This window comes from Micromonospora sp. NPDC093244, from assembly GCF_040683695.1.
In the GTDB taxonomy this organism is placed as follows: Bacteria; Actinomycetota; Actinomycetes; order Mycobacteriales; family Micromonosporaceae; genus Micromonospora.
Genome location: NZ_JBFBEO010000001.1, coordinates 1,750,271 through 1,766,602 on the forward strand (window position 1 = coordinate 1,750,271; position 16,332 = coordinate 1,766,602).

The 16,332-nt window shown below is 69.7% G+C and carries 5 protein-coding genes; 4 read left to right on the plus strand and 1 reads right to left on the minus strand.

Annotated elements, in window-relative coordinates; genetic code table 11:
- Nucleotides 1–380: 380 nt before the first annotated feature.
- From AB0N27_RS07755 to AB0N27_RS07765, 3 genes are all read left to right on the plus strand, one after another.
- Complete coding sequence (locus AB0N27_RS07755) at nucleotides 381–10,304, plus strand: polymorphic toxin-type HINT domain-containing protein (RefSeq protein ID WP_364364764.1); 9,924 nt, start codon at nucleotides 381–383, stop codon at nucleotides 10,302–10,304.
- Entirely contained in the window at nucleotides 10,304–10,585 is a 282-nt protein-coding gene (locus tag AB0N27_RS07760; protein WP_364364767.1) for a DUF3349 domain-containing protein, read from the plus strand. Before AB0N27_RS07755 ends, AB0N27_RS07760 begins: the two co-directional genes overlap by 1 nt.
- A gap of 241 nt (nucleotides 10,586–10,826) precedes the next feature.
- The gene (locus AB0N27_RS07765; protein ID WP_364364770.1) at nucleotides 10,827–13,040 is read left to right on the plus strand and encodes a hypothetical protein; all 2,214 of its coding nucleotides are present in this window, start codon (nucleotides 10,827–10,829) and stop codon (nucleotides 13,038–13,040) included.
- A 62-nt stretch (nucleotides 13,041–13,102) separates the two neighbouring features.
- Here AB0N27_RS07765 and AB0N27_RS07770 read toward each other — a convergent pair whose 3' ends face one another.
- Nucleotides 13,103–15,328, minus strand: coding sequence for a family 43 glycosylhydrolase (locus tag AB0N27_RS07770; RefSeq protein ID WP_364364773.1), 2,226 nt, complete (start codon nucleotides 15,326–15,328; stop codon nucleotides 13,103–13,105).
- Nucleotides 15,329–15,501: 173 nt separating this feature from the next.
- Here AB0N27_RS07770 and AB0N27_RS07775 point away from each other — a divergent pair, with 173 nt between their 5' ends.
- Nucleotides 15,502–16,245: a winged helix-turn-helix domain-containing protein gene (locus AB0N27_RS07775; RefSeq protein ID WP_364364776.1), complete on the plus strand. Its 744-nt coding sequence runs from the start codon at nucleotides 15,502–15,504 to the stop codon at nucleotides 16,243–16,245.
- The last annotated feature ends 87 nt before the right edge of the window (nucleotides 16,246–16,332 follow it).

The window sequence follows — 16,332 nt, forward strand, 5'->3', positions numbered from 1 at the left end:
CCCTGGTCGAACAGCTGATGAAGACATTCGCGAGGATCGCGGCTTGACAGCGGATTGGAGGTGCTGCAACCTACAGCGGCGTATCGACGAGTAGCAGCACACGGGGGTGTGAAGCTGTGACCGCTCACCTGGCGGCATTCTGCCGTGACGGGGCCATATCGAGTCTGCCGGCCGATCCGTTCCGACGTGATTTCGGCCCACCCGAGTTGCCTCTTCTCATCTCCTGACGTCCCCGTCGACCGACGGGTCGACGGCGCACCGCCGCGCGCCTGGAAATGGTGCCGGCGACAAGCACACGGATTCGTGCGACCTGCACCGGCCGCGCGGCACTCGCGTGTCTCCTCTCCGCTGTTCAGCCCGTCCTCGATTCAGGGGTGACCATGTCCTTCAGCATTCGGCGTCTGCCCGACCCGCGCGGTCGGCTGACCGATCTGCGTGGTCGGCTGCCCCGACGACGTACGGTGTTCGGCTCCGGCGCCACCCGGTCCGTCCTGGCGGCGGCCCTGGCCGGCGTGCTGATGCTCAACCTGGGCGGCAGCGGAGTGACCGCGCTGCCGGCCGGCGGTGGTGCGCGCGACCGCGACGGCGCGGCCTCCACCGGGCAGCGTGGCGGCGGTGACAAGCCGAACCAGGCGTGGGGTTCGGCGGCCGGACGCTCACACGTGACGCCCGGCCGACCCAACCGGGACGTGCCGAAGTCGCAGCGCGGGCAGTACCCGTTGCACAAGCTGGCCGACAAGCCCGCCCCCGGGCGCAACAAGGCCTCGGTGGCCGCCGCGCCCGTCGACGACACCCAGGGCTTCGACAGGCGGACCAGCCGGGAACGACCGGCCGAGCGTGCTGCCAACCAGCGCGTCTACGACAACGCCGACGGCACCCAGACCACCGAGTTCTCCTCCGCCCCGGTCAACTACCGCAAGCCGGACGGCACCTGGGCACCCATCGACCACGCCCTGGTGCCGGCCGCCGACGGCTGGGGGACCACCGCCGACTCGGTGGGCCTGCGCATCGCCTCGAACGGCGCCGCGAGCCAGGTGGCCCGGTTGAGCTTCGACGGCGACACCGAGTTCGGCTTCGGTCTGGCCGAGGCGGTCAACGCGCCGGGCCGGGTGGACGGCAACGCCGTCACCTTCCCCGGCGTACGCCCCGACGTCGACCTGCGCCTGGAGCCCCGGGCCGGCGGCGTGAAGGAGACCCTGGTCCTGCACTCGGCCAAGGCACCCACGTCGTACGTGTTCCCGCTGAACCTGCGCAACCTCACCGCGAAGCTGGTCGACGGTCAGGTCGTCCTCAGTGACCGGGACGGGCGTCAGCGCGGGGTCATTCCACCGGGTTACATGGTGGACGCCGGCTCGGGCGCGGCCGGTCCCGCCACCTCCACGAAGGTGGCGTACGAGCTGGTCACCACGGGTGGGCAGACGGCGCTGAAGGTCACTCCCGACCGGGCCTGGCTGACCGATCCGGCCCGGCGCTACCCGGTCGAGGTCGACCCGACCGTCGGCCCACCGGTGGACGCGGTCAACGCCGACAGCAGCATGTACGTGCACGGGAGCAGTTCCGCCTCGGGCGGCAGCGAGCTGCTGGTCGGCCGCTCCGGTGGCTCCAACGCGGCGGCGTACCTCAAGTTCGGCAACCTCGTCAGCCGGCTCCAGAACCACACCATCCACGGCGCGGCGCTCTCCGCTGTCAACTTCGACGCGGCTTCCTGCAAGGCGCGTGCGGTCACCGTCCACCCGGTCACCGAGTCGTGGTCGGCCGGCACCGGCTACTCCTACCCGGGTCCGTCGGTGGGTGGCGCGCTGGTCAGCCGCTCGTTCGCCCACGGGTACGTCGGCCTCGGCCAGTCGCAGTCCGCGTGCCCGGCGGCGGGGGAGATGTTCGATCTCGGCGGGGCCGGCCGTAACCTCGTGCAGCGCTGGGTCAACGGCGAGCAGGCCAACAACGGTCTCTCCCTGCGCGCGTCGGCCACCGACACCACCGCCTGGAAGAAGTTCGCCGGCACCGGCACTGCCAACCCGCCAGCGCTCTACATCACGCACAGCCCGTACAACGCCGGGTACGCGATCCCGAAGCCCACACCCGAGCCGCCCGTCCTGCGTAACCAGGACGGCAAGGTGAAGGTGACAGTCACCAACCGTGGTGCCGAGGCGTGGACGCCTGCCAACTACTACCTCGCCTACCGGGTCTACAACGCCCAGACCGGCGCCGCGGTGACCCAGCAGCGTGCCGCGAACCTCCCCGCCACCCTGGCCCGTGGTGCGAAGGTCACGCTCGACGCGACAATCAAGCGGCTGGAGCCCGGCAACTACTTCCTCGACTTCACAATGGTGCGTACCGGCGGTGCGGTCTTCACCGACCATCAGGTGCCACCCGGGCGGATCGTGCTGCAGGTCTTCGACGTTCCGCCCGTGGTGCAGGAGCTCTACCCGGACAACGGCTACCAGGCGCCGACGCTCACCCCGCTGCTCTGGGCCCGGGCCGTGGACACCGACGCCGCACCCGGGGCGACCCTGTCGTTCAAGTTCGAGATCTGCGACCGCACCGATGCCGGGGCGGCGACCAACTGCACCAACTCCGGGTACCAGGCCAAACAGTCCTGGGTGGTGCCCGCGGGTCGGATGTTCTGGGGCAAGAGCTACCTGTGGCGCTCCTACGTCAAGGACAGCGCCAACGAGGTCATCTCCCCGTACTCGACGATGCTCAGCTCGGTGCCGCAACCGGACCTGCTGTCCCGGATCGCCACATCACCCGGCGCCGAACAGGGCCGCGAGTTCGACGCCCAGACCGGCAACTTCGCCACCTCGGCGGTGGACGCCACGGTGGTGACCGTCGGACCGGAGCTGAACCTGGTCCGCACCTACAACAGCCTCGACCCCCGCACGTCAGGGGTCTTCGGCGCCGGCTGGTCCAGCAGGTACGACATGACGCTGGTGCCCGACAACGACGGCACCGGCAACGTGGTGGTCCGCTACCCGGACGGTCAGGAGGTGCGGTTCGGCAAGAACCCGGACGGCACGTACGCCCCGCCGCCGGGCCGGGTCGCGAAGCTGACAGTGGACAGCAGCAACTGGAAGCTGGTCGACCGCACCGGCAGCACCTACCAGTTCTCCCTGCTCAACAAGCTCCAGAAGATCACCGACAACTCGGGGCGCTCGGTCAACCTGACCCTCGACCCGATGACCGGAAAGTTCGCCCGCGCCCAGGTCTCCAACAGCCAGACCAACACCGCCGGCCGGTCGCTGACCTTCACCTGGAACGGCAACCACATCGCCACGGTCAGCACCGACCCGGTCAACGGCGCGAAACTGACCTGGAACTACACCTACAACGGTGACCTGCTGACGAAGGTCTGCGGCCCGGAGTCCGCCTGCACCAACTACACCTACGCGGCCGGCTCGCACTACCGCACCGCCGTTCTCGACGCCAAGCCCGACTCGTACTACCACCTGGGCGAGGCCGAGGGCACCGGCGCCGCGAGCGACGTGGCGATCAACCTCGGCAAGGACGCCGGCACGTACCGCAACAACGTCACGCTCGGCCAGCCCGGCGTGCTCGAGGGCACCAACGGCACGGCCGCCGGCTTCAACGGCACCTCGGCGTACCTGGAACTGCCCAAGGGCCTGATCAAGAAGAGCCGCGACGTGTCCGTCGAGCTGTGGTTCAAGATCGGCCTGACCCAGACCGGCGGCCCGCTCGTCGGCTACCAGGACAAGGCCGTCGGCACCGCCGCCGCCAGCGGCGTACCACTGCTCTACACCGGGACCGACGGCAAGCTGCGCGGCCAGTTCGCCACCGGCACGATCGCGCCGATCACCTCGGGCATCACGGTCAACGACAACAAGTGGCACCACGTGGTGCTGTCCGCGATGGCCAATACCCAGACCATGTACCTCGACGGGGTCAAGGTCGGTGACCTGACCGGGCAACCGATCGAGCACTCGCTGCTGACCTTCAACCAGGTCGGCCTCGCCTCGGCGACCACGCCCGCCTCCTGGCCGGGCTGGGGCACCACCGCCCAGCGTTACTTCGCCGGCACGATCGACGAGGTCGCCGTCTACTCCCATCCGATCGGCCCGGACACGGCCAAGGCGCACTTCCAGTACGCCAAGCCTGCCGCTCAGCAGCTGACCAAGGTCACCCTGCCGAGCGGCCGGGTCGCCACGGAGGTCGAGTACGACACGGCCACCGACCGGGTCAAGGAGTACACCGACGACAACGGCGGCACCTGGAAGGTGGGCCAACCCACCGTCTACGGCGGTGACACCGACCTGCGGCGCAGCGTCCAGGTCCTCGACCCGGCCAACCGCCCCTACCTGTACGAGTACGACGCGCTCGCCGGCCGTCTGCTGCGCTCCGGCACCCCGCTCGGCTTGGAGATCCGGGAGGAGGACCGGCCCGGGCAGGCCAGCCCGACGCCGACGCCACCGCCGACGGAGGTCTGCACGCAGCCCGACCCGAACGATCCCGCCTTCTGCACAGTGATCCCCGGCGACGCCGGCGGGCCGATCTTCGTGCGGCACCCGTTGGACGGCATGGCCATCCGCTCGTTCTCCTACAACGAGGACGGCCAGCAGAGCAAGGTCACCAACGAGAACGGTGACACGGTCGAGATGACGTACGACAGCAAGGGTCGTCTCGCCACCCGCAAGAGCTGCCGTACGCCCACCCAGTGCTTCACGAACTACTACACCTACTCGACCACCATCACCGACCAGTTCGACCCCCGGGTCGATCTGGCCGTCGAGCAGCGCGACGGCCGCTCCAGCGGCCCGACCGACAACACCTACCGGACCACGTTCTCGTACCACCGCACCGGTCAGCTGCTCAGCCAGTTCAACCCGGACGGCAGCACGGTCAGCCACACCTACACCACCGGCGCGGGACCCGGGGTCAACGGCATCCCCCCGTCCGGGCTGCTGGACAGCAGCACCGACGCGCGCTCCAAGGTCACCAGGTACACGTACTACGGCAACGGTGACCTGGCCAGGGTGACCGAGCCGTCCGGGCTCGTGACGGAGTACACGTACGACGCGCTCGGCCGGCGGATCACCGAGAAGGTCATCTCCGACACCTACCCCGCGGGTGTCACCACCACGATCACCTACGACGGGCACTCGCGGGTGGCCACCGTCACCGGCCCGGTCACCACCGACGCCGTCACCGACAAGCAGCACCAGAGCCGCACCGTCAACGAGTACGACGCCGACGGCAACCCCACGAAGGTCACCGTCTCCGACCTGCTCGGTGGTGACCCCGAGCGGGTCACCAGCACCGAGTACGACGACGAGGGCCGGCCGGTCCGCGTGGTCGACCCCGAGGGCAACGAGACCAGCTACGGGTACGACCGGTTCGGCAACAAGACGACGATGACCGACGCCAACGGCAACCGCTACGACTGGGCGTACACCGCGCAGAACAAGGTGGCCGAGGTGCGGCTACGCGACTGGCGCAGCGACCCGGCGGGTACCCCCGGCACCGGTACGGGCGACTACCTCGTCCTGCACTCCTACTCGTACGACTTCGCCGGACGGTTGGCCAGCGACACCGACGCCATGGGCCGGCGACTGGAGTACGAGTACTACCGCGACGACCTGCTGAAAAAGATCACCCTGAAGGACTTCCGCAACCCCGACGGCAGCAAGCGCGACTACGTCGTGGAGGAGAACACCTACGACGGCGCGGGCAACGTGACCCGCAAGGTCGCCGCCAACGGCACCCAGGTCACCGACCACACGCCGGACAAGACCGGCAAGGTGAAGAGCACGGTGCTGGACCCGACCGGGGTGCGTCGGACGAACAGCTTCACCTACGACCTCAACGGCAATGTCACCCAGACCGTCCGGACCGGTAACCCGTCGAACCTGAACTGGGAGGTGCTGGCTACCTCCGAGGTCGTCGACTACACCTACGACGACGCCGGCAACGTGAAAACCGAGAAGATCACCGCCGGCAGCGAGACCAGGGTGACCAGCTACACGTACGACCAGCGCGGTCTGCGCACCTCGGTCACCGACCCGCGTGGCAACGTCGCGGGAGCGGACAAGGCCGCGTTCACCAGCACCTTCCGCTACGACGAACTCGGCCGCCAGATCGGGCAGAGCGGCCCCACCGTCCTCGCCGAGAGCGGCGGCAACCCGGCCGTGCCCACCAACCCGGCCAGCTCGGTCGGCTACAACACCTTCGGTGAGCAGGTCGCGGTCAAGGACCCGCTCGGGCGGGTCTCCACATCGGAGTACGACAAGCTCGGCCGCGTGGTGCGCAGCCTCGCGCCGACGTACCAGGCGCCGGGCGTGACCCAGCCGGTCACCCCGGAGCACAAGCGCCGTTACGACGCCCTGGGCAACGTGGTCGAGGAAACCGATCCGGCGGGCACCACCAGCTACACGTACGACCAGCTCAACCGCCTGACGGTGCGGGACGAGCCGTCGAAGACCAACGACGACCGGGCGCTTACCCGCTACACCTACACCCGTACCGGTGAGGTCCTGTCGGTCACCGGCCCGACCGGCGCCCGCGTCGAGTCGACATACGACGACCTCGACCGGCAGGTCACCCAGACCGTCGTCGAGCGGCGACCGACCACCCGCAACCTGGTCAGCAAACTCGCCTACGACGACGCGGGCAACCTGACCTCGACGGTGTCCCCGTCCGGGGCGACAACCGTCAACACCTTCAACGGGGCCGGCGACATCACCCGCAGCACCGCGCCGACCGGCGAGGCCATGATCTTCGGGTACGACTTCGCCGGCCGCCAGGTCCGGGTGTCCGACGGCCTCGGGCGCACCACCCGCGTCGGGTACGACCAGTTCGGCAACCGGGTCGCCACCCTCAACCTCAAGGCCGACGGCACGGTCCTGCGCACCCAGACCTACGGGTACGACGTGGCCGGCAACATGACCTCGTCGAAGGACCCCTACAACACCGTCACCACGTACGAGTTCGACGCGGCTGACCAGCTCGTCAAGCAGGTCGAGCCGACCGACGGCGACCCGATCACCACCACGTTCGGGTACGACGCCGCCGGCAACCGGACCCGCTACACCGACGGTCGCAACAACTCCACGATCTACACGTACAACTCCCTTGGTCTGCCGGAGTCGGCGATCGAGCCGGCCACGGCGAGCCACCCGGCCGCCGAGGACCGGACCTGGACCGTCGCGTACGACGCCGACGGCAACGCCGTTCGGCTCAGCGCCCCCGGCGGGGTGAGCCGCACGCGTACCTACGACGCGGCCGGTCGACTGACAGTGGAGACCGGTTCCGGAGGTGACACCCCGACGGCGACCCGGACCCTGGACTACGACCAGGACGGCCGTCTGACAAGCGTCAACGCCCCCAATGGCAGCAACACCTACAGCTGGAACGACAGGGGTGGGCTGCTGTCCACCGCCGGCCCGTCCGGCACGGCGAGCTTCGCGTACGACGACGACGGCCAGGTGACCAGCCGCACGGACCTGACCGGCACGGCCACCTTCGGCTACGTCAAGGGCCGCCTCGACACGCTCACCGACAGCATCACCGGCCAGCAGCAGAAGCTGGACTACGACGCCGCCGGCGACGTCAAGACCGTCGACTACGGCGCCGGCCGCGTGCGCACCTTCGGGTACGACGACTACGGGCGGGTCGCCAGCGACGTGCTGCGCAACTCCGGCGGTCAGACGGTCGCCTCGGTCACCTACGGCTTCGACCTCAACGGCCACCTGACCAGCAAGAACACCACGGGCACCGCCGGGGCGGGCACCAACACGTACGACTACGACAAGGCCGGCCGGCTGATCTCCTGGACCAGCCCGGCGGGGACCGTCACGTACGCCTGGGACGCCAGCGGCAACCGGGTCCGGGCCGGATCCAAGACGGCCACCTTCGACGAGCGCAACCGGTTGCTCTCCGACGGCGACTACACCTACGCGTACACCCCGCGGGGCACCCTGCGGACCCGGACCAGCTCCGGCCTGGCCGAGCAGTTCTCCTTCGACGCCTTCGACCGGCTCACCGGGGCGCAGGACCAGACCTACACGTACGACGGCCTGGACCGGGTGGCCTCGCGGACAGGGAACTCGTTCGTTTACGCCGGCCTGGGCGACGAGGTCGTGCACGACGGCGTCGAGTACTACGGCCGGGGCCCGAACGACGAGCTGCTCGCCACCGCCCACGGCGCCGACAAGCGACTGTCGCTTACCGACGCGCACGGTGACGTGGTGGCGGCCATCAACCCCGCCGACACCCAACTGTCCACCCTGAACGACTCCACCACGTACGACCCGTTCGGCAAGAAGGTGAGCAGCACCGGCAACACGGGCCGACTGGGCTTCCAGGGTGACTGGACCGACCCGGACACCGGGCAGGTCGACATGGGCGCCCGCTGGTACCAGCCCGGCACCGGCACGTTCACCTCACGGGACAGCGTCAACTACACCTCCGGCGACTCGATCCTGGCCAACCGCTACACCTACGGCGCCGGCGCCCCGCTGGACTTCGACGACCCGGACGGCCACTGGCCGCGCTGGATGAAGCGCGCCGCGAGCGCGGTCACCAACACCGTCTCCAACGTGGTCAGCGGCGCCACCACGGTGTTCAACTACGCCAGGAGTTTCGCGTCCACCGCATTCAACTACGCCTGGTCCGGCCTCAAGGCGGTTGGCCGAGCGATCTCGGACGGCGCGAAGAAGCTCGTCGAGAAGACGGTCAACGCGGTCAAGAGTGTCGGCAACGCGATCCGTAACGGGTACAACCAACTCGCCCGAGCCGCAGACTGGGCGAAACAGCAGGCCAGAGCCGTCGCTCAAAGGGTCTATCAGGCCAAGGTCGCGGTGACCGCCGCCGCGAAGTCAGCAATCAAACAAGCGGTCAAGTTCACCAAGCTGCCGGTGATCCAGGCTCTGACGAAGCCGCTCGTCGCGCTCGGCAAGGTGGTGTCCACCGGATTCAAGATGGCCGCGAGCGTCGTCGCGGTCACCACGATGGCCATCCAGGACCCGCAGAAGTTCAAACAGAACCTCTGGTTGGCGGCCGCCCAGAGGTTGGCGCCTCTCGTCGAGGGCGCCGAGAAGATGTGGGACAAGGCGACCCAGTTCGTCGAGGACCACGCAGCCGAGATCGCCGGCTTCGCCGTCGGAGCCGTCGTCGGCCTGGGCTGCGGCGCGGCGATCGGCTGGACCGGCGTCGGGGCGGTGGCCTGCGGGGCGCTCGCCGGAGCGGTCGGCTCGGCGGTCACCGGCTACATGAACGGCAAGCGCGGCTGGGACCTCGCCGGCGCCACCGCCATGGGCGGCCTGACCGGTGCCCTCGGTGGTGCGCTCGGCTCCATCGGCGGCCAGGCGCTGGGTGCGGGCATCCGTGGATTGAGCGGTGGGTTGCGGTCGGCCGGCGGGAAGGCGCTGAGCGCGGGCCTGGGGGAGGCCCGCAGCATCGGCCAAGGCCTTCTCGGTAGAGGATGCTCGAACAGCTTCACGGGTCAGACTTCGGTCGTGATGGCCGACGGTGGCCGAAAGGCAATCCGGGACGTCAGAGTCGGAGAGAAAGTCCTCGCTACCGATCCGACGACTGGCAGGACTGAGGCGCGAGCGGTCACCGCAGTTATCGTCGGCGGAGGCAGTAAGAACCTGGTCGATATCGCTATCGATCAGCGTGAAGGAGGCGTTGCCAGGGCTGGAACCTTGACGGCAACTGACGGGCATCCGTTCTGGTTGGTCGATGACAAGCGCTGGGCCGAGGCGAAGGATCTCAAGCCGGGTGATCGACTCAAGACCGCAGACGGTCGGCCTTCCGTTGTGGCCGGCGTCAAGAAGTACGTTGAGCGTCGAGTTGTCTATAACCTCAGCGTTGATGGTATCCACACCTACTACGTGAGCACATTCGGTGCTCAGGTTCTCGTACACAACTGCGGCGTCATGCTTGACGCGAGTACGGCGAGGGCGCTGATTTCGTCTGATCGGAGTGTTGCCAATAGGCTGATGGCGCAGATTGGCGACCGCCGGATGCACATGACCCAGATTGGCGTGGATGAGTTCACCGGCGCTTTGGGGAGGCTCGAAGGGGCCGGTTTCCTCAGTGCTGGCGAGCGGAGCGCTGCGGACAACCTCCTCGGTGCCATTCAAGTTGTCAGGGACAACCCGAGCGCGAGGGCGCTCGGATTGAGAGTGACGAAGAAGGTTGGTGCGAACGACATTCAGATCTTCGGCACCGCTGACAGGTTGAAAATGCCGATCTTCACTGCCGACGAGAAGTTTCTTCGGGGTGCTGAGGCGCAGGGAGTAATCTTTGACGCGATCGTTCATCCACCCGTAAACACGCTGGGATACTGATGATGGAAGAGCCTCTCCTGCGGGTCCTCAATACTCTCCGTACCGCCTACCCGCAAGGCGTCCCTGAATCTGACTACTATCCACTTCTGGTGGTGCTCAGTGACGGTATGGGCGAGGAAAACTTGGGGAAGGTTGCTGGAGACTTCCTGAATATCGATCCACATATTATTGTGCATGACGCCGTGGCAGCAGTTACAACACGTCGCCCCAGCCGAAATGATGTGGAGAGGGTCGCAGGCCTGATGGAGAGTGCTGGTTGGGATCCTGACAACGATTGGTGATGACGCGAGCAGCGCTCTTGTGCTGGTGATGTTCGCGCCTCGCTCCGACTGACAGATATTCGTGCCCATTTTCGTTGAGGCGGTTTTGGTGATTGACTCGACCCATCCTTGTCGGCCATCCAGGTCCGTGTATCCGTTCCTGATCGCCGTGAGTCTGCTTGTCTGTGCCCTTGCTGTGATACCGCGACCCGCGCACGCCGACGCCGCCGGTCGCGGTGGTGACTACGTACCGGTCGACAGCGTGACCCTTCTGGACACCCGGGACGGCACGGGCGGCACCAGCGGCCTGCGTCCAGCCAAGTCGGTCACCACGTTCACCGCTCTCGGGATCGGGGGCATTCCCGCCAGCGGGGTCAGCGCGTTGATGGTGGACGTGACGGCGATCAACCCGACCGCCAACACGTTCCTGACCATCTACCCGGACCTGACGACCGCCAGCGCTTCGGCCATGAACGCGTCGATCGGCGAGGTCATGACCAACTCGGCGGTCGTCAAGCCCGGTACGAACGGCAAGCTCGCCGTGCACAACGCGGGCGGCAACGTCCACATCAGGGTGGACCTGGTGGGTTACTTCACCACCGCCACCGGTAGCACCGGCTCGGGCTTCGTGCCGCTGAACCACACCCGCGTGGTCGACAGCCGGACCGGGCAGGGGATCACGGCCGGCACCCTGGCCAGTGGTGCGACGCGCACCGCGAACATCTCCGGTGGCGGGCTGGTGCCCAGCACCGCGACGGCGGTCATGCTCGACGTCGTGGTGACCGGCGCCGCCAATGGCGGCTGGCTGACCGTCGGGTCGAGCGCGGTCGCGGAGACCGGTATCGACTACGCCAAGGGGACCACCTCGATGGGGATGGTCGTCAAGCTGAACCCTGGTGCCGGCGGCGCGGTGTTGTTGGAGAACCGTGGCTCGGCCGTGCACATCGCCATCACCGTGCAGGGCTACTGGACCGGCAGCCCGACCACCGGGGCCGGCCTGCGTCCGGTTCCGGCGACCACCATCTACGACAGCCGGTTCCCCACCGGAGCCCAGCCGGTGCCCGCCAACGGCACCGTCGACGTGGCCGTCGGCGGCGCGAAGGGTCTACCGACCCGGGGCATTGCCGCCGCCGTCCTCAACGTGCACGCGGTCGGCTCCAAGAGTGAGGGTTTCCTGACCGTCACGCCGCTGGGCAGCGCCGCGAACGCCGCCTCGACGGCGAACTTCCCGGCCGGGCACGTCGCCCGGTCCAGCCTCGTGGTGACCAAGCTCGGCACCGAGGGGAAGGTCCGGATCAAGAACGCCAGTAGTGGGACCGTGCACATCGTGGTGGACCTTCAGGGCTGGTTCGCCGACCCGATGCCGTACCTGCCGACCCAGTCGTTCTCGCGCTCGTCGGCGTTGCAGGGCGAGCCGGCCGACGGCAGCTCGCTCGGGGTCATCGTCTACGCCCACACCGACAACACCGGCCAGGTCCGGGTCGTTCACCAGCAGAACCCCGACGACTTCGGCAGCGTCCAGCACATCCCCCTGTTCGGCGCGGAAGCGTTCACCGGGCAGCCGGCGCTGAACGTCCAGAGCGCCAGCAAGCAGGTACAGATCGCGGCCCTGCACACCACGGGCACCGTGTGGACGGGTGCGCAGACGGCACCGAACGCGGCGACGTGGGGCACCACAGGCAACCTGGGCGGCACCATGGCGGCACCGCCGGTCGCGGTCACGCTCGCCGACGGCACCAGCGTGATCTTCGGGGTGGACGTCGACGGCACCCTCTGGCACTACCGCCAGAGCGGCACGAGCGCTTCGTGGAAGAGCCTCGGCGACGTCGACCTCGCCGGTGGCCTCGCCACCGTCAAGATCGATACCGGTGTGCGGCTCGTCGCCAGCACCGCGACGGGCACCGTCAAGACGGCTGTCTACTCCACCGACGGCACCCTCAGCGGTTGGACCGACCTGGGCGGGAACGTGACAGGAGTGCCGGCCGCCTTCCTCAACCAGGGCTACCGCACCGGTGTGGTGGTTCGCGCGGCCGACGGCTCGCTTGTCATGAAGAAGCAGGAACTGGGCGGCGCCTGGCCCGCCACCTGGCAGACGGTCGGCACGTTCACAGCAGCGGGCTCACCCGCCGCGATCCTCGACCCGGCCCTGGGCCGGACAGTTGTCGTCGCCCGGGCCGCCGACAACGAGATGTACCGGGTGTACGAGACCGAGCAGAGCTCCGGCACGTGGGGTGAGTGGCAGCGCCTGTACGTGAGCCCCAGCGACCCGACCGCGGCCACCGCCGCCACCGATCCCACGATCGCCCCGATCCAGAACAGCGGCGGTCTGGGGTTCGTGGTGGTCTACCGCAACCGGAACAACACCACGATCGCGCTCGACCGACAGTTCGCCAACCCCTCGGGAATGGCGGCGGCGAAGGTCGCCCCCTCGGCTGTCACCTTCACCGCGCACCTCATGCCGGCACCTCCGGCCTGACAGTCCGCACCACCGGCCCCGGGGTCCGCGTCCACGCGACGGAGACCCCGGGGTCGCGCGTCCTACCGGTAGAAGCGCAGGTAGTCGAACTGCGCGGTGACCGCCGGCTCGGCGCCGCCGTGAGCGACAAGCCCGATCCTGGGGGTGGTGTCGGCCGGGAAGGTCCACACCGCACCCCACGTCCAGGTACGCCCGTCGCGGCTGGAACCGGCCCGGTACTCGTGCTCACCTGTCACCGGGTCGATGTGGTGCGCCAGCCGCAGCGAGGTGGTGGTGGCCGGGGTGCCGACGATGCTGCCGCCGTACACCGGCTGGCCGGCGAAGGGCAGCTCGTAGCCGTACTCGACCTGCCGGGTGTTCCAGATCGCCACCTGCGTCAGCCGGGCGAAGCGGTCGTCGTCGACGTACGCGACGAGGCCGGCCTGCTGGTAGTTGCGGACCGTCTCCTCGCCGAGGTCCAGCGTCACCTTCGTCTCGGCGACGAAGTCGCCGCGCGGGGCGTCGCGCAGCAGCACGCCCGCCGTGTTGCCGGTGCCGGTCAGGTCGGCGGACTGCACAGGCCAGCGCAGCGCGCCACCGGCAACGGTTGCCGCCGGGTCCTCGCGGACCCACTGCCAGTCCCCGTCCAGCCCGTCGTTGAACTCGTCGGAGTACGCCCGCAGCGGCGCGCCGACGCGGGGCTCCGGCACCGCCTTGCGCGCGGGCTGGTACAGCCGGGTCGCGCTGACGTTGTCGAACTCGGCCGACCCGCCGGTGGCGGTCAGTCCGACGCGACCGGCGACCGGGCGGTCCAGCCGCAGCGACACGACGGCGAGCTGGTCACCGAGGCGGGCGGGGCTCAGGTCGGCGACGAGCTGCTGTCCGCGTACCTCGATGGCCAGGTTGTGCCGGTCGGCCAGGTCGAGCCCGGCGGGCAGCGGGGTGCTGGCGTGGCGGCGGCCGTCGCTGGCGACGAGCCGGCGGCCTGCCGCGTCCACCCGGACCTCGACCCGGCCGCCGAGGGTGATCCCGGCGCTGGTCGCGCCGGTCAGCCGCAGGTCGGCCTCAGCCCGCACGTCACCGCCGACTGAGGTACGGCTGGTGAGCGCGCCGCTGCCGGTGAGCCGGCCGTCGGTGACCTGCCAGCGACCCGCGTCGCGCCGCCAGCCGGTGAGCCCTGCGGTGTCGAACCTCTCGTCCACCCGGCCGGTGGTGACCGGCGCCGGCCGGCTGCCCTCGGAGGGGCCGGCGCCGGCGTTCACCGTCGGCCATCCGTCGATCCAGTCGAGCCGGTCCAGCAGCATCGGCCGTTCGTTGATGCCGAACGGCTCGTCGAGGTACGGGTCGGCGCGGTCGATGGCGTGGTAGGCGATCCAGTCCTGACCGGACAGGTCGGTGAGGAACCCGTTGTGCCCGGTGCCGATCCAGCGGTTGCCGTTCTGGGTGAGCACCGGCGTGCCGCCGGCCCGGGAGGCGGTGAGCGCGATGCCGTCGCGGTCGGTGAACGGGCCACGCGGGCTGCGCGCCCGGCCGACCTGCACGGAGTACCCGGTGGCCGGGCCGGCGCAGCAGTTCGCGGTGGACGCGAACAGGTAGTACCAGCCGTCGTGGCGCAGCACGTAGCTGCCCTCGAACTTGTTGTCGATCGCCACCTGGGTCGGCGTGCCGACGGCGCTCAGCCCGTCCGGGCTGAGTTCGGTGACCGAGATGCCGCCGTAGTAGCTGCCGTAGTAGAGGTAGCCGCGCCCGTCGACGTCGGTGAACTGGCTGGGGTCGATGGTCCACAGGTAACCGCCGCCACCGCCGGGGCGCGGGGCGACGACCGGCTCGGGCGCGAAGGTCCACGGGCCGGCCGGGGAGGGCGCGGTGGCGGCGCCGATGGCGTAGTCGCTGCCCTCGGCGGAGACGGTGGTGTCGGTGACCGTCACGTACATGACCCAGCGGTCGCCGATCCGGCGCACGTCAGGTGCCCAGTACGCCGCGCCGGGTGCCGCGTACGGCGGGCGCTGGTCGGGGCCGAACGCGTCGCCGACGTACGTCCAGTCGACCAGGTCGGCCGAGCGGGCGGTGGGTACCCGGTGGAACTCACGCTCGCCCTCGCGCAGCGGGTCGGTGGTGCCGTAGGCGTACCAGAAGCCGTCGTCGCCACGGACGACGACCGGGTCGGCGAAGGTGTCGCCGACCCCTGTGGAGATCGGATTGCTGTAGCGCGACGGGCTGTCGGCGCTTGCCGTGTGCACGGGTGCGGTGGCGGCCAGGATCAGACCGAACGCGGCGGCGAGCGCGCCGCCGCGGCGGAGGTGTCGCATGGGGACCTGCCTCGGGAGAGTGGGCGGGTGTCGACAAGGGTCGGTGTGTGCCACCGTTTCTACAACGATGGATACAACGTTGTAAAGGTCTGCCCGCCGACTCGCGCCGGCGCGGTCGGCGCGGTGCGAGACCCGGCTCCGGAGCTGCGGCGGGCCCGGGCGATGATGGGACGATGAGCGCTGTCGCCGAGGGCCGGGGCCTGGCCGAGCTGGCCGCCCTGCTGGCCGACGGCACCCGGGCCGGCATCTGCCTCGCGCTGCTCGACGGCCGCGCCTGGACAGCAGGGGAGCTGGCCCGGCGGGCCGGAGTCGCGCCGTCGACCGCCAGCGACCACCTCACCCGCCTCGTCCGGGGTGGGCTGCTGGTCGAGGAGCGCCAGGGCCGGCACCGCTACGTGCGCCTGGCCGGGCCGACGGTGGCCCAGCTGATCGAGAGCCTGGTGGGGCACGCCCCGGCCTCGCCCGCGCCGACCGGGTCGCTGCGGGCCGTCACCGCCGGCGCGGCCCTGGCGTACGCCCGGACCTGCTACGACCACCTCGCCGGACGGCTGGGCGTGCGCATGTACGACGCGCTGCTTGCCGACGGTCGACTGGACCGGGCCAGCGGGTTGACGCTGACGCCCGACGGATGGGCGTGGGCCGCCGGGTTGGGCGTACCCGTGGAGGCGCTGCGCAGCGGCAGGCGCCAGGTGGTCCGCGACTGCCTGGACTGGACCGAGCGCCGGGCGCACCTGGCCGGGGCGCTCGGGGCGGCGCTCTGCCGTCGCTTCACCGAGCTGGGCTGGATCACCCCAGGGACCGGTCGCGTCGTCCGCGTCACCCCTGCCGGCCGGTCCGCCCTGGCCGAGACCCTGGTCGTCGCCGAGCACACCCTCGCTCCCACCCCGGTGCCGCAGCCCACCGGTGGCCGCGCCTGACTCCTGCGCCGGCGTTCGTCCTCCGCCCCCGCCGACCGGGCGCGGACCGTGGCCGCGAGGCGCTGACTGTTCGGTGGGGACCGAACG

Coding starts and splice junctions, on each gene's coding strand:
- AB0N27_RS07760 (WP_364364767.1), top strand. CDS start 10,304: ATGATGGAAGAGCCTCTCCTGCGGGTCCTCAATACTCTCCGTACCGCC.
- AB0N27_RS07775 (WP_364364776.1), top strand. CDS start 15,502: ATGAGCGCTGTCGCCGAGGGCCGGGGCCTGGCCGAGCTGGCCGCCCTG.
- AB0N27_RS07755 (WP_364364764.1), top strand. CDS start 381: ATGTCCTTCAGCATTCGGCGTCTGCCCGACCCGCGCGGTCGGCTGACC.
- AB0N27_RS07770 (WP_364364773.1), bottom strand. CDS start 15,328: ATGCGACACCTCCGCCGCGGCGGCGCGCTCGCCGCCGCGTTCGGTCTG.